The organism is Butyrivibrio sp. INlla18 (assembly GCF_900103635.1).
GTDB lineage: Bacteria > Bacillota > Clostridia > Lachnospirales > Lachnospiraceae > Butyrivibrio.
Window position 1 is genome coordinate 117775 of the sequence record NZ_FMXK01000003.1, and the last position, 15969, is coordinate 133743.

Annotated in this window: 15 protein-coding genes; 11 read left to right on the forward strand and 4 right to left on the reverse strand. The window is 41.7% G+C overall.

The features are described from left to right. Window position 1: 1 nt before the first annotated feature. Window positions 2-907 (forward strand): glycoside hydrolase family 43 protein, encoded by a 906-nt coding sequence (locus BLS24_RS00580; RefSeq protein WP_091755179.1) that lies wholly within the window; start codon window positions 2-4, stop codon window positions 905-907. 36 nt (window positions 908-943) lie between these two features. Here BLS24_RS00580 and BLS24_RS00585 read toward each other — a convergent pair whose 3' ends face one another. Further along, entirely contained in the window at window positions 944-2695 is a 1752-nt protein-coding gene (locus BLS24_RS00585; RefSeq protein ID WP_091755180.1) for a hypothetical protein, read from the reverse strand. Between the two features lie 122 nt (window positions 2696-2817). Here BLS24_RS00585 and BLS24_RS00590 point away from each other — a divergent pair, with 122 nt between their 5' ends. From BLS24_RS00590 to BLS24_RS00600, 3 genes are read left to right on the forward strand one after another with little or no spacing between them, the layout of a single operon-like run. After that, on the forward strand, window positions 2818-3441 hold the full coding sequence (locus BLS24_RS00590; protein ID WP_091755181.1) for a hypothetical protein: 624 nt from the start codon (window positions 2818-2820) through the stop codon (window positions 3439-3441). Window positions 3442-3501: 60 nt separating this feature from the next. Beyond that, window positions 3502-3786 (forward strand): hypothetical protein, encoded by a 285-nt coding sequence (locus BLS24_RS00595; RefSeq protein WP_072701645.1) that lies wholly within the window; start codon window positions 3502-3504, stop codon window positions 3784-3786. A gap of 48 nt (window positions 3787-3834) precedes the next feature. Then, complete coding sequence (locus BLS24_RS00600) at window positions 3835-4800, forward strand: acyltransferase family protein (protein WP_091755182.1); 966 nt, start codon at window positions 3835-3837, stop codon at window positions 4798-4800. Window positions 4801-5100: 300 nt separating this feature from the next. On the opposite strand, the gene BLS24_RS00605 is transcribed toward BLS24_RS00600, so the two are convergent. Continuing rightward, a complete protein-coding gene (locus BLS24_RS00605) occupies window positions 5101-6243 on the reverse strand; it encodes a GGDEF domain-containing protein (protein ID WP_176764290.1) in 1143 nt (380 codons plus the stop codon). Between the two features lie 142 nt (window positions 6244-6385). Here BLS24_RS00605 and BLS24_RS00610 point away from each other — a divergent pair, with 142 nt between their 5' ends. The 7 genes from BLS24_RS00610 to BLS24_RS00640 all read left to right on the forward strand — a co-directional run bounded on the left by BLS24_RS00610 (window position 6386) and on the right by BLS24_RS00640 (window position 14882). Further along, window positions 6386-7372 carry an ABC transporter substrate-binding protein gene (locus tag BLS24_RS00610; RefSeq protein ID WP_091755184.1) on the forward strand — a complete coding sequence of 329 codons (987 nt, stop codon included), beginning with the start codon at window positions 6386-6388 and terminating at the stop codon, window positions 7370-7372. Between the two features lies 1 nt (window position 7373). Further along, window positions 7374-8843 carry a sensor histidine kinase gene (locus tag BLS24_RS00615; RefSeq protein ID WP_091755185.1) on the forward strand — a complete coding sequence of 490 codons (1470 nt, stop codon included), beginning with the start codon at window positions 7374-7376 and terminating at the stop codon, window positions 8841-8843. Then, window positions 8824-10080 carry a response regulator gene (locus BLS24_RS00620; RefSeq protein ID WP_091755186.1) on the forward strand — a complete coding sequence of 419 codons (1257 nt, stop codon included), beginning with the start codon at window positions 8824-8826 and terminating at the stop codon, window positions 10078-10080. Before BLS24_RS00615 ends, BLS24_RS00620 begins: the two co-directional genes overlap by 20 nt. Before the next feature lie 140 nt (window positions 10081-10220). Further along, the gene (locus BLS24_RS00625) at window positions 10221-11204 is read left to right on the forward strand and encodes a substrate-binding domain-containing protein (RefSeq protein ID WP_071175745.1); all 984 of its coding nucleotides are present in this window, start codon (window positions 10221-10223) and stop codon (window positions 11202-11204) included. An 86-nt stretch (window positions 11205-11290) separates the two neighbouring features. Beyond that, the gene (locus BLS24_RS00630; RefSeq protein WP_091755187.1) at window positions 11291-12790 is read left to right on the forward strand and encodes a sugar ABC transporter ATP-binding protein; all 1500 of its coding nucleotides are present in this window, start codon (window positions 11291-11293) and stop codon (window positions 12788-12790) included. Next, a complete protein-coding gene (locus tag BLS24_RS00635) occupies window positions 12790-13860 on the forward strand; it encodes an ABC transporter permease (RefSeq protein WP_091755188.1) in 1071 nt (356 codons plus the stop codon). Before BLS24_RS00630 ends, BLS24_RS00635 begins: the two co-directional genes overlap by 1 nt. Then, window positions 13857-14882, forward strand: coding sequence for an ABC transporter permease (locus BLS24_RS00640; RefSeq protein WP_091755189.1), 1026 nt, complete (start codon window positions 13857-13859; stop codon window positions 14880-14882). The genes BLS24_RS00635 and BLS24_RS00640 overlap by 4 nt, the downstream gene beginning before the upstream one ends. Before the next feature lie 128 nt (window positions 14883-15010). On the opposite strand, the gene BLS24_RS00645 is transcribed toward BLS24_RS00640, so the two are convergent. Both BLS24_RS00645 and BLS24_RS00650 read right to left on the reverse strand, forming a co-directional pair. Further along, a complete protein-coding gene (locus BLS24_RS00645) occupies window positions 15011-15460 on the reverse strand; it encodes a chemotaxis protein CheW (RefSeq protein WP_091755190.1) in 450 nt (149 codons plus the stop codon). Beyond that, a complete protein-coding gene (locus tag BLS24_RS00650) occupies window positions 15453-15899 on the reverse strand; it encodes a chemotaxis protein CheW (protein ID WP_091755191.1) in 447 nt (148 codons plus the stop codon). Before BLS24_RS00650 ends, BLS24_RS00645 begins: the two co-directional genes overlap by 8 nt. Window positions 15900-15969 lie beyond the last annotated feature (70 nt).

A 15969-nucleotide genomic window follows, 5' to 3' on the forward strand; every position in this document is an offset into this window, starting at 1 on the left:
CATGAAGGATTTATACGGATATTTATTTGTCCACTTTACCGGGGAACACAAGGATGGAGAGCAGATCTATTTTTCTTTATCTGAAGACGGACTCCACTGGAATGATCTAAATGGCGGTATGCCGGTTCTGAAGTCAACAATTGGCGAGAAGGGCGCTAGAGACCCATTTATCATTAGATCAGTTAATGAAAAGAAATACTGGATCATTGCCACAGACTTAAGGATAGAAGCTGGTAAAGGCTGGGATGTAGCGCAGCACGGTGGCAGCAGAGATATCCTTATCTGGGAGTCAAAAGACCTTGTGAATTGGGACGGCCCAAGAGCAGTAACAGTGGGAGTGACCGGGGCAGGTTGTGTATGGGCTCCAGAAGTTATTTATGACAAGGAAAAAGAGATGTATATGATCTTCTTTGCTTCTATGACAGATAATAAGCAAAAGATCTATAGAACCTTTACTAAGGACTTTGTTTCTTTTACCGAAACAGAGCTCTATACAGAGAGTGGCAATCACATCATTGATTCTACGATCATCAGTACTGATGAGGGCTACTACAGATATACCAAGGATGAGACCACTAAAAGGGTCAAGGCTGAATTTGGAAAAGACCTTGAGAACAGTAGTTTCAAGCTTATAGATTCAAAGACACTTGGAGAGATGGTAGGAGTTGAAGGCCCTGAGATATTTAAGTTCAACGATAGAGATGAGTATTGCCTCATAGTTGATAGATACGCTGAAGGCAAGGGATATCTTCCAATGGTGACAAGTGACCTATCTAGCGGAGAATTCAGAGTTCTTGATGAATCTGAATTTGATCTTGGAGAAAGCAAGAAGCGTCACGGCGGAATCATGACAATTACAAAAGATGAATATGATGCATTAAAAAAACTTCTGGTTCAAAGCAATTAAGCTTTGAATCAGAAGTTTTATTTTGATCTAAAACTATTAGTCTTCTAACCAACCCTTACGAGACAGTGATATTGACTCGATAGTGTTTTCTTTGCTGTCTACATAGATTCTGTAGCCGTTATGATAGTCTGTATTTTCAGTATCTGGATCAAGGTTGATTCTGTAGTATTCATATTCGTCTTTGTACTCATATTTGATGCCCTTAGAATCAAGCATTGCCTTAAAGTCTGAGTTAGAACTTTTTGTTGAAAGACCAGGAACTTCAAAGTCTGACTCTCTATAAGGTGAAATATAGACAGAGATTTCTATGATCATTGAGTTCTTAACAAGTGTAGCGTTGTTGCCTTTGTTGTAGATCGTTGCGTATACACTCTGGTCGCCATTTGAGAGAGAAACGCTGATCTGCTCTTCAGCTCCAATAGGAGAGTCTACAGTTACGTTGTTTCCGTTAAGCTTCCATCCATCATCAAGGAGCTTCTGAAGTGGAACAGGAAGGTTATAAACCTTACCGCCAAGCTGGAAGTTTCCTGAAAGGAAATCGTCTCCAAGAGATGAAGGGTCTTTGTACTGACTTACATAAGAAGGAACTTCGTCACTAACTTCACCCTTGTCGAAATCTTCAGGGATTTCTTCATTTGTGATAGTGAGGTTTTCAAGAACACCTGTTGAATCATCAAATGAGAATGTGATGGTATTGAATGCATTCATATCATCGTGATCTTTGTAGTAAGTAATAGTTCCGCTATACTCATGATCTGGATTACCAAGAACAGCTGTGACATCCTCTGTTTTGCTCTTTCCAACTACAATCTGACCATTCTGGATTGATGCTTCAAAGCCGCTCTTTTCAAGAGATCTTGAATAAAGAGAAACTTCTGTTACGTAGCAATCCTTAGCTTCGAGCGCATTGTATGAGTAGTTTGTGATCGCAACAGAGAAGTATGTGTTTTTTCCCTTGTAATCAAGTGAGGTGTAGGTCATGGAATTTGTGCCAAGTAGTTCATTTGCGTCTGCTTCATCGTGGAAAGTCCAGCCATGCTCAAGGAAGTATGAAACTGGAAGAGGTAATGAATATGTCTCTCCATCAACTGTGAAAGCAAACATGCTTGATGCATCTACATTTGCAGGAGCATTTGCTGCTGGCTTTTTGTTTTCGTCTGATGACTTATCCTCTGCTGAATCATCTGTTTTTTTGCCATCAGGTGTGTTTGCATCTTCGTCTGAAGATTTTGTTGATGCGATGTCTATTGGATCATTTGGCTTTTTATCTGAGCCTGAACTGAAAGCAATGATAGCAACGATCAAGATAAAAGCAGCTACTATACCGCCTCCGATGAGCATAAGCTTTTTCTTGTCTGCAGGATTCTTAGGGGAATATGTTCCGCTATAAGAAGCTATTGTAGTCATACCAGGAACTACTGGCTGACCAGCATTTGCTGCCTGATGAGCACCAGGAATAACTGGCTGTACTGGAGTAGCGCCTGCGTTTGGCTGAGCACCAGGAATAACTGGCTGTACTGGTGTAGCACTTGCGTTTGGATTTGTAAATACTGGCTGTGCTGGTTGAACTGGTGTAGGATTTGGATTAACTACCGGCTGAACTGGCACTGGATTAACAGGTCTTGCACCTGCGTTTCCTACAGGCTGCGCTCCAGGAATGTTGATTGGCTGCGCACCTGGGATATTAAAAGGCTGTGCACCTGGAATTGTAGTGTTTGGTGCACTATTAGTTGCGTCTTGTGGTGTGATTGGCTGACCTGTAATAGGGTCAAATTGTTGTCCACTCATTGAAAATAACTCCTTCCCCAAAAATACAAAATACACTATATCAAATATTAGCTTTTTAAGGAAGATAAATATACAATTCATTGTGAAAATTGATTGACAGTATTTTGCTAAATAGTGAGGTTATGCCGTATAATCAGGATATGAAGAAAAAGGGACTATTACTGATAAGTTTAATATTTGTTTTATCAGGTTGTGGACAGGAAATTACACTATCTGATATAGGTGAAATAGAAGAGGGAATTGAGGCAGGAACTGAAGCGGCATCAGAAGCTCTTTCTACTGCTATGCAGGAAGCAAGAGAAAAGATGGAAGAAATTGCAGCGGCAGATTCGTCGGACAGCGCAGAAGAGGAAAGTAGCCGCGGAATCTTAACTTCCAAAGAAGAAATACAACTCACCGCAGTAGACAGCAAAGGAACCTACTCCTTCATCTACGCTGGCGAAACCTTCACCGCCATCTACACTACCGACAATTGGAAAATAAAAGATTCCTACAAGATCACCAGCTACTCAGACATAACCATAATCTGCGAAGCTCTTTCAGACGAGCACCAGATCCATGGCCTAGATAGAGAGTCCTACAGAACTCCTGACGACATGGCCTTTGAGTGGCAACAGCACAACATCGCCTACGAACTTCTCCCTGAAGATAGCGACTGGAAGAAACACGCCAAAGACGTAGACCTCGACCCCAAAGACCAAGGCAAGACCTTCTTCGAAATGTACGAGGAACGAACTGGAAATTAATCATACTTTACATATCAGAACATCTGTTCTATAATTACAATACGAACAGGAGTTTGGGATATGAGTAGGGTAATTGATAAAGTGGATGTGATCTGTGAACATAAGGCAGATGGCAATATTATCCCTATGAGATTTAGGCTGATGAATGATGATGGAGTCTATGAAGCTTATACAATTAAGGGATATCGGCAGATATTGAGGAAAGATGTTTATACGACGCCGGATGGTCTGACGGTATGTAGTAGGGATAAGGTATATGAGTGCAGAGTGTTGATACTTGATATGTATAGGACTGTGAGGCTGTATTTCAATACTGCTAACGGAACTTGGAGAATTGCTATCTGAAGTGGTATACTCTTTTACGTTGGCTTTTGACAACTTGGAGAGGATATTATGAAAGCACGTGATGCTAGATTTGATAATATCAAGGCTATCTTGATATTTCTTGTGGTGCTAGGCCACACTATAGAATATTTATATGGAAATAAAGGCATGTATGGAGCAGCTAGGGCAGTGATCTACTCATTCCATATGCCAGCCTTTGTTTTTATCTCAGGGTACTTCGCAAGAAAGTCTAAGAGTTCTCTTCCTGATATTACAATTAAATATCTTGGAACTTATCTTATATTTAATACTCTTTTTGCACTTTCACCTTGGCATGTGACTTCACCTACGAATTTTTTATACCCACAGCTTATTTATTGGTATCTGTTATGCCTTTGCTTTTGGAGAGTTAGTATTGGTGCACTATCCAAGATAAGATTCATCGTTCCAGTATCATTACTGTTTACTTTGTATATTGGAACCTGCGTCAAGGCTGACAGATTCATGTCCATATCAAGAGCTATATGCTTTTTCTCATTCTTCCTTATAGGATACAAGTTTGACCTAAAGCTTATTAAGAAGCTCCCTAAGTGGCTCATGGCACTTACTCTCGTAGCCTGCCTCAGCGCAGTAGTGTATGCTCATTACACAGGACTTATCCCTGTTAAGATGTACGAATACATTCAATCCTATGAAGCTACAGAAGTTACCAACATGGCCGGAATCAAGATGCGAATCTTTATGATAACCATCGCCCTTATTATCACACTTTGCCTCATAGGTCTTGCGCCATCACGTAAGTTTGGCTTTACGATCTTTGGCCGCAACAGCCTTAGCATATATTTGTTACACATCTTCATCATCAAAGCTATCGCTGGTTCCAAGATCGTAAACTTTGGAAATGAACTTACAAACATACTATTTAGCTTGGTACTTTCATTATTGATTTGCTTAGTTCTTTCCATTCCATTTATAACTAGTGTATATAATAAGTTCATAAATAGAGTAGTAAAGGCCTCTGTGGTTTATGAATAATCCTACGAAAAAAGGGTTGCCGCCCTGAAGTATTTAATTTATGAATCTCTAAGTATTTTTAGTTGTTCATGAGCTTTAGATTTCATACTTAAAATCCTGTTTTTGAAACACTGTTTGAGCCATTTATGGCGAGTTTGTTTCAAAGGATTTTAAGTGTGAAATCTAATGCCATGAACACAAAAATACGAAGGATGAATAAATAAATACTTCAGGGCGGCAACCCCCTTCTCGGGAAGCCAAAAACCACCCGGCATCACCAACAACCTTCCGGTATCACCGACCTTCCGGGAGGCCAACAACTTACCGTCTTCGATCCTTTCCTGTTTCTTTGTAGTAGCGTTCTTTGTCGTTGTACATCATGTGCTCGGCCTTATTTACAATCTCAAGGATCTTTTCACCCTTGCCAACTGAGAATCCGTAAGATGCGATCCGATCGTTGTCTCTAAGGATTGAGGCAAGTGCAACCATTCTGTCAGCAAATGCATTATCCACCACATCTTCTATGATGCAAACAAATTCATCTCCACTTATTCTGCAGACATTTCCGTCTGGAAATTCCTCTTTTAGTATATTGGCAAGCTTCTTGATAAGCTTGTCCCCAGCCTCGTGACCATAGGTATCGTTTACAGCCTTTAGGGAGTTTGCATCACAAAATACAACTCCAACTGTCTCATCCTTTGAAAGGTTATTTACAACCTCCATATAGCCTCTGCGGTTCTTTAGGCCAGTGAGAGCGTCGTTTATAGACATTTCATTATAAAGGGATGCATCTATGTCAGCTTCCGTTATGATCTTGATCTGAATGATAACGTATATTATAGCTAGAGCAAGAGAAGCTCCAATAAATCCCTGTCTGATAGAAGCGTGCATGACATAGAAAAATGCGATAGAAGCTACAGGGATAGCTATGACAAGAAATACTGGCCATTTTTCTTTTACTCCCCAGAAATTACAAATGTGCTTGGATATAGGTAAGATGCATATAAATGAAATTGATGGCAAAATTGATACATAATAAATCCAAGGGCCAGTTACAATGGAATCATTTACTACACTATACAGATATCCTGTTACAACTCCAACAATGATAAAAAGAAATTCAAGTATACAGATTGGAATGTTTATGCGCTGGAATTTTTGAGCGACGCTTTTGAAACTTTCTTCAGAAATCGATAGAACGTAGAAACCATAAAGTACAACCAGAAGTGGGAGCATTATATATGCAAAAAAGCAGAAGATTCCTGCAATATATCCTTTTCCAGGCTGACCATCAAAAGCATAAGATAAAGCTTCACTTAAAAGCCCTATTATGGTTACCCAAAGGCAATATCTAAAGTATTTGGTCTTTTGGAAAACTAAGTTTTTTAGCTGATAGAAACTGCAGACAATTATCAAAAGAAAAAGTGAACTTACAACATTTGATGCGATCAGAATTGAGTTCATATTTACAATCTCCCAATTGTGGTAAACAGTTACCTTCTTGAATAGACGAAATTCATTTCTAATATTATACAATAATATTGATAATTTATGTACTGAATGTGGTATCATAACAGATAAATACATATAGCAATGGGGGCTAGATATGTTTTGGGGAAAAATACGGAAAAGGGCATTGCTGCCGCTTTTCTTGGTGGCCACAGCTCTTTTGACAGGATGTGGACAAAAGGAAGAGGAGAAGCACAGTCCAGAGCTACTATTGGGGTTTAGTCAGCTCGGAACGGAAAGTGCCTGGAGAAGTGGGAACACCAGCGATATCGAGAAAAAAGCTGCTGAGTCTGGCGTAAGTTTGATGCTGGAAATAGCAAACAGAAAGCAGGAGGATCAGATCGCAGCTATCAGGAGATTTATCGCTTATCAGGTAGATGTAATTGCTTTTTCACCAATAGTTGAGGAAGGCTGGGACAATGTCCTTTTGGAGGCAAAAGAGGCAGGGATCCCGGTTATTTTGGTGGATAGAGATATCAGTACCAAGAGCGAAGGTCTTATCAGCTGCCATATAGGCGCAGACTTCTATAATGAAGGCGTTATGGCTGGTGAGTATCTCATCAGAAAAGCTGACAGCCTTGAAATGGATGAGGTCCATATCGTTGAGATAACAGGTACTGAGGATTCAACGCCTATGCGTCAGAGACAGGCTGGATTTATGGATACTATAAGCTCAGATCCCAGAATGCAGGTTGTAGAGAGCGTAAATGGAGACTTTTTAAAAAGTAGAGGCGCTGAGTGCATGCGCTACCTCATGGAAAAGTATGGGGATGATATTGATGTGGTGTTTAGCCACAATGATGAGATGACTCTTGGGGCGCTTCCTGAAATTGAGAATGCAGGGGTGGTTCCAGGTAAGGATATAATAATAATTTCTATTGATGGCGGTCAGGAAGCCATCGATGTTCTTAAAGAGGGCAAAATAAACTGCGTCGTTGAGTGCACACCGATGCTGGGACAGGAACTGATGGATACAGCCAAGAAGCTCAAAAATGGCGAAGAAGTAGAAAAAGTTATCCATCCAAATGAACTTTTCTTTAGTGACGAGCAGGATCTCTCTGATCTAGCTCCAAGAGGATATTAGTATGGAGCAGGTCAAGAAAGAAAAGAGTATCATCGGTCAGATCAACGACATGAGCCACAAAATTGTGCTCATGCTTGTTATGCCTATTTTCTTAAGCCTTGTTTTGATGCTTGTCTATGCTGGCAAGTACAGTATGGCTATTTCCAGAATGGAGACAATTGCAAGCCTAAAGCCGATCGTTGCGGAAGAGATTCCAGAGACAGCTTGGAATATCATAAGTGGTAGGGATACCATCGAAAAGAGCAAGATCTATGGAAGACTCCACACTGTGGATGAGATCATAGATGATGTTACAGGTAAGACCGGTCAGGAGAACAGGCTATCTCTTATTGTGGCCGGAAGGACCATGAAGACTTTAGAAAAGTATGTGGACCAGATAAGGGATAACATAAATGCTGAAGTCCCAGTTGTGGAAAACGAGGCAGTTCTTGAGGAAATAAGGGAAGTATCTACCCTTGTGGATTCCATGTTAAATGACTATATCGCTGCAGAGATAGCTTCTACAGGCCGCATGAGTGGCACCTTAAAGGGAGTCATCATCGCAACGGCAATACTAGAGGCAGTCATTGTTATTGCAGCTCTTTGGATCAGAAATCGTTCCATGAAAAAAACTGCTGCCTTCGTAAGGACGCCTATCGAAAACCTCGAGAAGGTTGCAGCGTCTCTTGCAGAAGGAACGTTGGATGCCAGGATCAGGGCAACGGAGGTTACGGAGCTTAGGAATCTTACGACTCAGGTTAACACCATGGCTGACAGACTTGAGACCATGATGAAAAAAAGCGTTGAAGATGAGAGAAACTTAAGAAAAGCCGAGCTTCGTACTCTTCAGGCGCAGATAAATCCTCACTTTTTGTATAACACTTTGGATGCCATTGTCTGGAAAGCTGAAGCTGAGGACAAGGACGAAGTAATTTCTCTAACAAGCGCCCTTAGTGATTTCTTTAGAATAAGTCTTTCATCAGGCGCTGACTGGATTCCAATAAGTCAGGAGAAAAAGCACATTGAAGGTTATCTCAAGATCCAGCAGACAAGATATCGCGATATCTTAAGATACGAGATCGATATCCCGGACGAGATTGGAAATTATTATATCTTGAAGCTTCTTTTGCAGCCCCTTGTTGAGAACGCCATATACCACGGCATTAAGAGTAAAAGAGGTGGCGGAACCATTAGGGTATCAGCAAGACTTCTGGGAGAAGAGCTTGTCTTTTCCGTAAAGGACGATGGCGCCGGCATGACGCAGTACCAGATGGAGCAGTTAAAGGAGCGCATGAAAAAAAGTCAGCCAAACTCAGTAAGCGAGTCGTCTGGCGGCTTTGGCCTTGTAAATGTGAATCTGAGGATCAGACTTTATTACAATCAGCCAAAGGGACTGAATATAGAAAGTGATAGCAGCGGTACTAAGGTGAGCTTTAAAGTTCCTTGCCGTACCAGAGAAGGGATCTTAGAAAATGAAAGTATTTCTAGTTGATGATGAGATAGTAGTAAGAGAGGGAATCAGAGAGTCTTTTCCCTGGGACGATAGTCCATATACTCTGGTGGGAGAAGCGCCAGACGGGGAAATGGCAATTCCTATGATAAGGGACACAAACCCGGATATTGTCATTACTGATATCAAGATGCCGTTTATGGACGGAATTGAGCTGTGCAACATACTTCGAAGCCAGATGCCATGGGTCAGCATCATAGTCCTTAGTGGATACGACGAGTTTGAGTATGCCAGAAAGTGTATACAGCTTGGGGTAAAAGAGTATCTGCTAAAGCCTATAAATGCTGAGGATCTGCGCCAGGCTCTTGATAGAGTTAGCGACCACATCAAGGAAGAGAGAAAGAGCAGGGAACATGCAGAGAGTCTTCGCGCCCGCATGGAGACTGGCAACCGCTTTGTAAAAGAAAAGCTCATAGGCTCTTTATATTCAGAGGAGTCCATGGAAGAGGATGCAGCCAATGCCCTTGAAGAGTTAAGAGGTATGGGATGCCCTATAAATGCGCCTTATTATGTAGTAATAGATTCAGCCTTTGAGCCTGTAAATAAGGGACAGGAGATAGCTTCAGACCTGGCAGATAGAAGCTTTGGAAGAGTTCATGCTTCTCCAAGTAGGACTGGCACAAGGCTTCTTGTTCTTGGAGATACTCAGGAGGATGCTGAGGAGAGAGTTTATTCCACTGCCACAGCTCTTTTGCAGGAGCTTGAAAGAGCAGGCTGCAGCGGTATCTGGACGGGAATAGGCGATATCGTTGGAACTCCTAGGCAGATCCTTAAGAGCTTCAAGACAGCAAGGCATATTAGGCATCTTTTGGTAGAAAGAGATGACGAAAAGATAAGGATCCTTGGAACAAGAGAAATGGGGGATTCCGCCAGCGACAAGAAATCTTCAGCTGTTATAAATGATGCTAAGCTCTTTATGACTCAGCACTTTACTGACTCAAATCTTATGCTTCAGGATGTTGCCAGGGCTGTTGGCATGAGTAACAGCAGATTCTCCACTGTCTTTTCACAGCAAAATGGTCAGACCTTTACGGAGTATCTGATCTCACTGCGACTTAATAAGGCCAAAGAGCTCCTTAGGACCACAGACCACAGAAGCTCACAGATAGCCTTTGATGTGGGATACAATGACGCCCACTATTTTAGCTATATTTTCAAAAAGAATATGAAAATGACACCTTCGGAATATCGCACACGATATCAAAATCAACCTGAGTAAAAAAATTTTTAACTTCCTTGTGTAAAATGAAATAATATTTAACCACGCCAAAATGAATATTGATTTACTAAAAAACCTCAATTTTGTACCCTTTTATTAGTAAATGGCCAGGGGGCCCAATATAATAGGAGGAGAACTATATGAGAAGGTTTTCTAAAGTATTATCAATGGTAATGGTACTTGCAATGGTTCTTTCACTTTGCGCATGCGGCGCATCTTCAGGTGGAAGTACTGGTGGATCAGCTGGTGGAACTATCACCGTAGGTGTAGTTAACAACCCACCTTCAGAGTCTGGTTACCGTGAAGCTAACGTTAAGGACATGGAAGCAGTTTTCTCAAAGGAGAACGGCTATGAACTTAAGGCATTCTACAGCTTAAAGAATGACGAGCAGCTTCAGGCAGCACAGGGCTTCATCACAGAGGGTGTTGATTACCTCCTTATCTCTGCAGCTGAGACAACTGGTTGGGACGAAGTTCTTCAGTCAGCTAAGGAAGCCGGCATCAAGGTTTATCTCTTCGACCGTATGATCGATGTAGATGAGAGCCTTTATGAGGCAGCAGTTGTTTCTGACATGGCAAAAGAAGGTGAGACAGCAGTTAACTGGCTTCTTGATCAGAAGCTCTCTGAGTACAACGTAATCCATATCCAGGGTGCTATGGGTTCTGATGCACAGATCGGCCGTACAGGCGCTCTTGATGCTCAGTTCGCAGCAGGCACAATGAACAAGGTTGTACAGCAGACAGCTACTTGGGACGAGGCAGAGGCTAAGAAGATTGTTGAATCAGTTATCAACAGTGGTGAGAAGTTCAACGTTATCTACGCTGAGAACGATGGTATGGCTAAGGGTGCTGTAGCAGCACTTGATGAAGCAGGTATCACACATGGTGTTGATGGTGATGTAGTAGTTATGGGATTTGACTGCAACAAGTGGGCACTTAGAGAGCTCCTTGCAGGTTCTTGGAACTATGATGGACAGTGTTCTCCATTCCAGGCTCAGATCATCAGCGACCTCATTAAGAGCGGCAAGGCTCCTTCTTCAAAGGTTATCATCAATGAAGAGAAGGGATTTGATGCTAAGACTCTTACTCAGGGCGACATCGACACATACGGTTTAGGTGAATAATCCTATTTAGAAAGACCTGATGGCGCAGCCTTGTTGCTAAATAATGACAACCGGGCTGCGCTTTTATTACACAAGGAGGAAGCGGTATGCAGGAAGAATGCTTACTGAAGCTGCGCGGAATCGATAAAAGTTTTCCGGGGGTAAGAGCACTTCACAATGTAGATTTTACGCTGCGTAGCGGCGAGATACATGCTCTCATGGGGGAAAATGGCGCAGGTAAATCTACTCTTATTAAGATCTTAACAGGCGTTTATCAGATGGACGCCGGAAGCATTTTCGTAGACGGAGATGCTGTCAGCATTCACTCCCCACAGGATGCACAAAATAAAGGAATAAGTACGGTTTATCAGGAGATCACGCTCTGTCCTAATCTTACGGTTGCAGAGAATATGTTCATCGGAAGAGAAAAGAGTGCGTGGATCAAACAGAGGGATTATGAAAAAAAGGCAGACGAACAGCTAAAGAGCCTTGGAATTCCAGCAAGAAGTACTCAGCAGCTTGGAAACTGTTCTTTGGCAGTTCAGCAGATGGTGGCAATTGCCCGTGCAGTTGATATGCAGTGCAAGGTTTTGATACTTGATGAGCCTACATCCTCTCTTGATGACAAAGAGGTTAACATGCTTTTTGGTCTTATGAGAGACCTTAAGGCTAAGGGTGTTGGAATCATATTTGTAACCCATTTCCTTGAGCAGGTATATGAAGTCAGCGACAGGATTACAGTTCTTAGAAACGGTGAGCTTGTTGGTGAGTATCTGACCAAAGAGCTTCCACAGGTACAGCTCGTTGCCAAGATGATGGGAAAAGAACTTGATGAATTAGAAGATTTCACAGGAGACGATACAAAAGAAGCTGTAGAAGGTCCTGTTTTTTATGAAGCAACTGATCTTTCAAGTGATGCGACAAATCCATTTGATTTCACCATCAGAAAGGGTGAAGTAAACGGCTTTACTGGACTTCTTGGTTCTGGCAGAAGTGAGAGCGTAAGAGCTATCTTTGGTGCAGATAAGGTTAGCTCAGGTAAGGTCAAGATCGCAGGAAAAGAAGTTAAGATATCCCGTCCTATCGACGCCATGAAAAATGGTATCGGATATCTTGCTGAAGATAGAAAAAGAGATGGTATCATTCCAGAACTTAGTGTTCGTGAGAATATCATTCTGGCACTTCAGGTAATGAACGGCTTCTTTAAGCCTATCAGCAGAAGCGAATCAGAAGCCTTTGCTGATGAATATATCAAAGCACTTAATATTAAGACAGCAAGCAGCGAGACACCGGTTGGTTCACTTAGTGGTGGTAATCAGCAGAAGGTAATCCTTGCAAGATGGCTTTTGACACATCCTGATTATCTGATACTTGATGAACCTACAAGAGGTATTGACGTAGGAACCAAGCTTGAGATCCAGAAGCTCGTACTAAAGCTTGCAAAAGAGGGCGTAAGCGTAACCTTCATCTCATCAGAAGTTGAAGAGATGCTTCGTACCTGCTCTCGCCTTATCGTAATGCGTGACAGACACATCGTAGGCGAATTAAAGGGTCAGGATCTTAATCAGGCTCAGGTTATGAAGACTATCGCAGGAGGTGAGGCATAATGAAAAGTGATTCAAGGAAATTCCTAAAAGGTGGCCTTGGACAGCTGGCAATCCCTATTATTGCTGTAGCTCTCCTTGTGATATTTAACCTTATAAGAGACCCAGGATTTTTTAGTATAACAATAACTCATAACAACTATGGAAATGCAGTTCTTGCTGGTAACCTCATAAGTATCATCAACGGAGCAAGTGAACTTGCAATCCTTGCAATAGGAATGACACTTGTTACTGCTGCTACAAAGGGACAGGATATTTCTGTTGGTGCGGCAGCAGCTATTGCAGGTTCAGTATTCGTAAAGGTACTTAAGTCAGGCTCTACTATTAACGGCGGAACAGTACTTCTTGCATTCCTTTGTTCATGTCTTGTAGCAATGCTCTTTGGAGCATTTAACGGCTCACTGGTTGCATTTTTCAAGATTCAGCCAATGATCGCAACACTTATTCTCTATACCTGCGGTCGTTCAATTGCTTACTGGATAAATGGTGGTGCAACACCTACAGTTACAAGCCAGATCCTTTCTTCAATCGGTTCTTTTGCACCTGGAATACCAATTCCGATGCCAGTTATCATAGTTATAGTAGTGACCATTTTGTTCAAGCTTCTTTTCCACTTTACATCCCTTGAACTTCTGACTCAGTCAGTAGGTATCAACCAGGATGCAGCCAAGCTAAATGGTATCAACACAACATTTATAAAGCTCCTTTCATTTATCCTCCTGGGCGCATGCGTTTCAGTTGCAGGATGTATCGGAGTTTGTAGACTTGGACTTATTAACCATGAGACACTTCTTTTGGACGTTGAGATGGATGCCATCCTTGCAGTTGCGATCGGTGGTAACAGCCTTGGCGGTGGCAAGTTTAAGATAAGCGGCAGTATCATCGGAGCATATGTTATCCAGATGCTTACTATAACTCTTTATGCTATGAAGGTTTCATCAACAGACGTTAAGGCATACAAGGCTATCGTTATCGTACTCCTTGTAGTTATTGGTTCGCCTGTTGTAAAAGAGAAGTTCAGAAAGCTTTTGCAAAAGAGAAATTCTCAGAAAAAGGAGGCTAGCGCAGCATGAAGAACTTATTTAAGAAAAGAAGAGAGCCTCTTACAGATACGCAGCTCCTCATGACTATCACCATCAGTATCTTTATCGTGATGTACATTTTAGCAATGGCAATCCTTCAGGGAGGATTTTTGCATGCTCAGCAGATATTCGACCTTTTAAATGATAATGCCAGTCTTATAATCGTATCCTGCGGTCTTACTATCGTCATGATAGGAGGGGGAATTGATATTAGCGTAGGCGGCGTTACATCTTTAGTAGTCATGAGCTGTATCCTTTACCTCAATCAGGGCGGAAATGTTCTGGTAGCAGCACTTTTAGCTCTTGGAATAGGACTTGCCTTTGGCGTAGTTCACGGAGCACTTATAAGCTACCTTGAGATCCAGCCATTTATCGTAACCCTTGCAGGAATGTTCTTTGCAAGAGGTATGACAACGATTCTTTCAGTTAACCCTCAGAAGGTTGACAACGCAGCCTTCGAGAGCCTTAGAAATACCAAGATCGAGATTCCTTGGCTTGGATACGTTGCCAAGAACGGAAACCTTGTTCCAGCTAGAATGGAGCTTGGCGTTGTTATTGCCTTGTTGTGCGTAATAACTGTATTTGTGATCCTTATGTTCAACCGCCTTGGTAGAAACTTCTACGCAATGGGCGGCAATCAGCAGAGCGCACTGATGCTTGGAATCAATGTTAAAAAGACACGCTTTATGAGTTATCTCATAAGCGGAGTTTTAAGCGGTATCTCAGGATTTGTTCTTATGATGCATACAGGTGCAGGAAATGCCACAAATGCAGCAGGAATGGAGATGAACGCAATCGCTTCATCTATCATCGGCGGAACACTTCTTACTGGTGGTGTTGGTAATATAATTGGAACTTTCTTTGGAACCATGACCCTTACAACTATCAAGAAGATCGTTGTATCAAGTGGACTTAAAGATCCATGGTGGCAGAGTATCACAACCGGAGGTATGTTGTGCTTCTTTATCCTCCTCCAGAGTATAGTACTTAGTAAGAGACAAAAACAAAAATGAGCCCTAGGGACGGAGGTTGTGGCTCATTTTTATGAAAAAAAGAAAAGATACAGCCTGGGGAAAACCCAGGCTGTATCTTATTGTGTGCAAAATGAGCCCCAACCTCCGTCCCTAGGGCTCATTTTTGTTTACATGATTGAATTAACTTCAATGATTGAGATCAGTGAGTCTTTTACCTTGCTGACTCCTGTTACATTTGATTCTTCTTTCTTAAGGAAAGGAGATGGCTTTTCTATTTCATCTTCAGAAATAGTAAGTACCTCTTTTACGTTATCTACGATCACACCGACCTGCTTGTCTTCATCAACGTTAAGGATGATGATCTTGGAGTTTGGAGTGATATTGTCATCACCAAGATTGAACTTGGTGTGTAGGCTCATTACAGGAATAATCTCGCCTCTTAAATTGATAACGCCCTTATAACATTTTGGCGCACATGGAACAGGTCTTATCTTTTCCATCTGCACGATGTTATTAACGTTTGAAATATCAAAAGCAAACTTCTCGTTTTTTACGCCAAAAACAAGGTAGCGCTTCTCGTTTTCTGTTATGTTCTCATAAATTGCAAGTTCAGCCATTGCGCACCTCCTCTGTTACAAATGAAGGGATATTGAGAATAAGGGCAACCTCATCATCAAGGATTGATGCCCCTGTAAAAAAGTCATTGTCATCAAGAACGCCAAGAGACTTAGTCTCAATCTCTTTTTGACCGTTTAATGAATCTACTACAAAACCAAAGTAGGAGTGGTTGTACATGCAAACAACTACTGAGAGATTCTCTTTTTTAGGAGATGGCTCCATGTTGAATACTCTGTCGAGATAAACAAGAGGAATGACCTTGCCTCTTAAATAGATAACATCGTCGTTGTCTACCTGGCTAAGTTCAGATACAGCCACATTTTCTATAGATAAAATAGTTGATAACGGGATTGCAAAGAGTTCATTGCTGATGCTTACAATAAGTGCCTGGTAAGTTCCTGTCTGCTCGCCTAGAACCATAAGCTGATTTGTGTCCATTTTAAACCTCGCTATTATTTCAATTATTTTTTAATCCCTCTTAAATACGATATAATAGAGCTATATAGCA

Bases quoted from the DNA above. Each gene is read 5' to 3' on its own strand.
- BLS24_RS00580 (WP_091755179.1), top strand. From the start codon at position 2: ATGAAGGATTTATACGGATATTTATTTGTCCACTTTACCGGGGAACAC.
- BLS24_RS00585 (WP_091755180.1), bottom strand. From the start codon at position 2,695: ATGAGTGGACAACAATTTGACCCTATTACAGGTCAGCCAATCACACCA.
- BLS24_RS00590 (WP_091755181.1), top strand. From the start codon at position 2,818: ATGCCGTATAATCAGGATATGAAGAAAAAGGGACTATTACTGATAAGT.
- BLS24_RS00595 (WP_072701645.1), top strand. From the start codon at position 3,502: ATGAGTAGGGTAATTGATAAAGTGGATGTGATCTGTGAACATAAGGCA.
- BLS24_RS00600 (WP_091755182.1), top strand. From the start codon at position 3,835: ATGAAAGCACGTGATGCTAGATTTGATAATATCAAGGCTATCTTGATA.
- BLS24_RS00605 (WP_176764290.1), bottom strand. From the start codon at position 6,243: ATGAACTCAATTCTGATCGCATCAAATGTTGTAAGTTCACTTTTTCTT.
- BLS24_RS00610 (WP_091755184.1), top strand. From the start codon at position 6,386: ATGTTTTGGGGAAAAATACGGAAAAGGGCATTGCTGCCGCTTTTCTTG.
- BLS24_RS00615 (WP_091755185.1), top strand. From the start codon at position 7,374: ATGGAGCAGGTCAAGAAAGAAAAGAGTATCATCGGTCAGATCAACGAC.
- BLS24_RS00620 (WP_091755186.1), top strand. From the start codon at position 8,824: ATGAAAGTATTTCTAGTTGATGATGAGATAGTAGTAAGAGAGGGAATC.
- BLS24_RS00625 (WP_071175745.1), top strand. From the start codon at position 10,221: ATGAGAAGGTTTTCTAAAGTATTATCAATGGTAATGGTACTTGCAATG.
- BLS24_RS00630 (WP_091755187.1), top strand. From the start codon at position 11,291: ATGCAGGAAGAATGCTTACTGAAGCTGCGCGGAATCGATAAAAGTTTT.
- BLS24_RS00635 (WP_091755188.1), top strand. From the start codon at position 12,790: ATGAAAAGTGATTCAAGGAAATTCCTAAAAGGTGGCCTTGGACAGCTG.
- BLS24_RS00640 (WP_091755189.1), top strand. From the start codon at position 13,857: ATGAAGAACTTATTTAAGAAAAGAAGAGAGCCTCTTACAGATACGCAG.
- BLS24_RS00645 (WP_091755190.1), bottom strand. From the start codon at position 15,460: ATGGCTGAACTTGCAATTTATGAGAACATAACAGAAAACGAGAAGCGC.
- BLS24_RS00650 (WP_091755191.1), bottom strand. From the start codon at position 15,899: ATGGACACAAATCAGCTTATGGTTCTAGGCGAGCAGACAGGAACTTAC.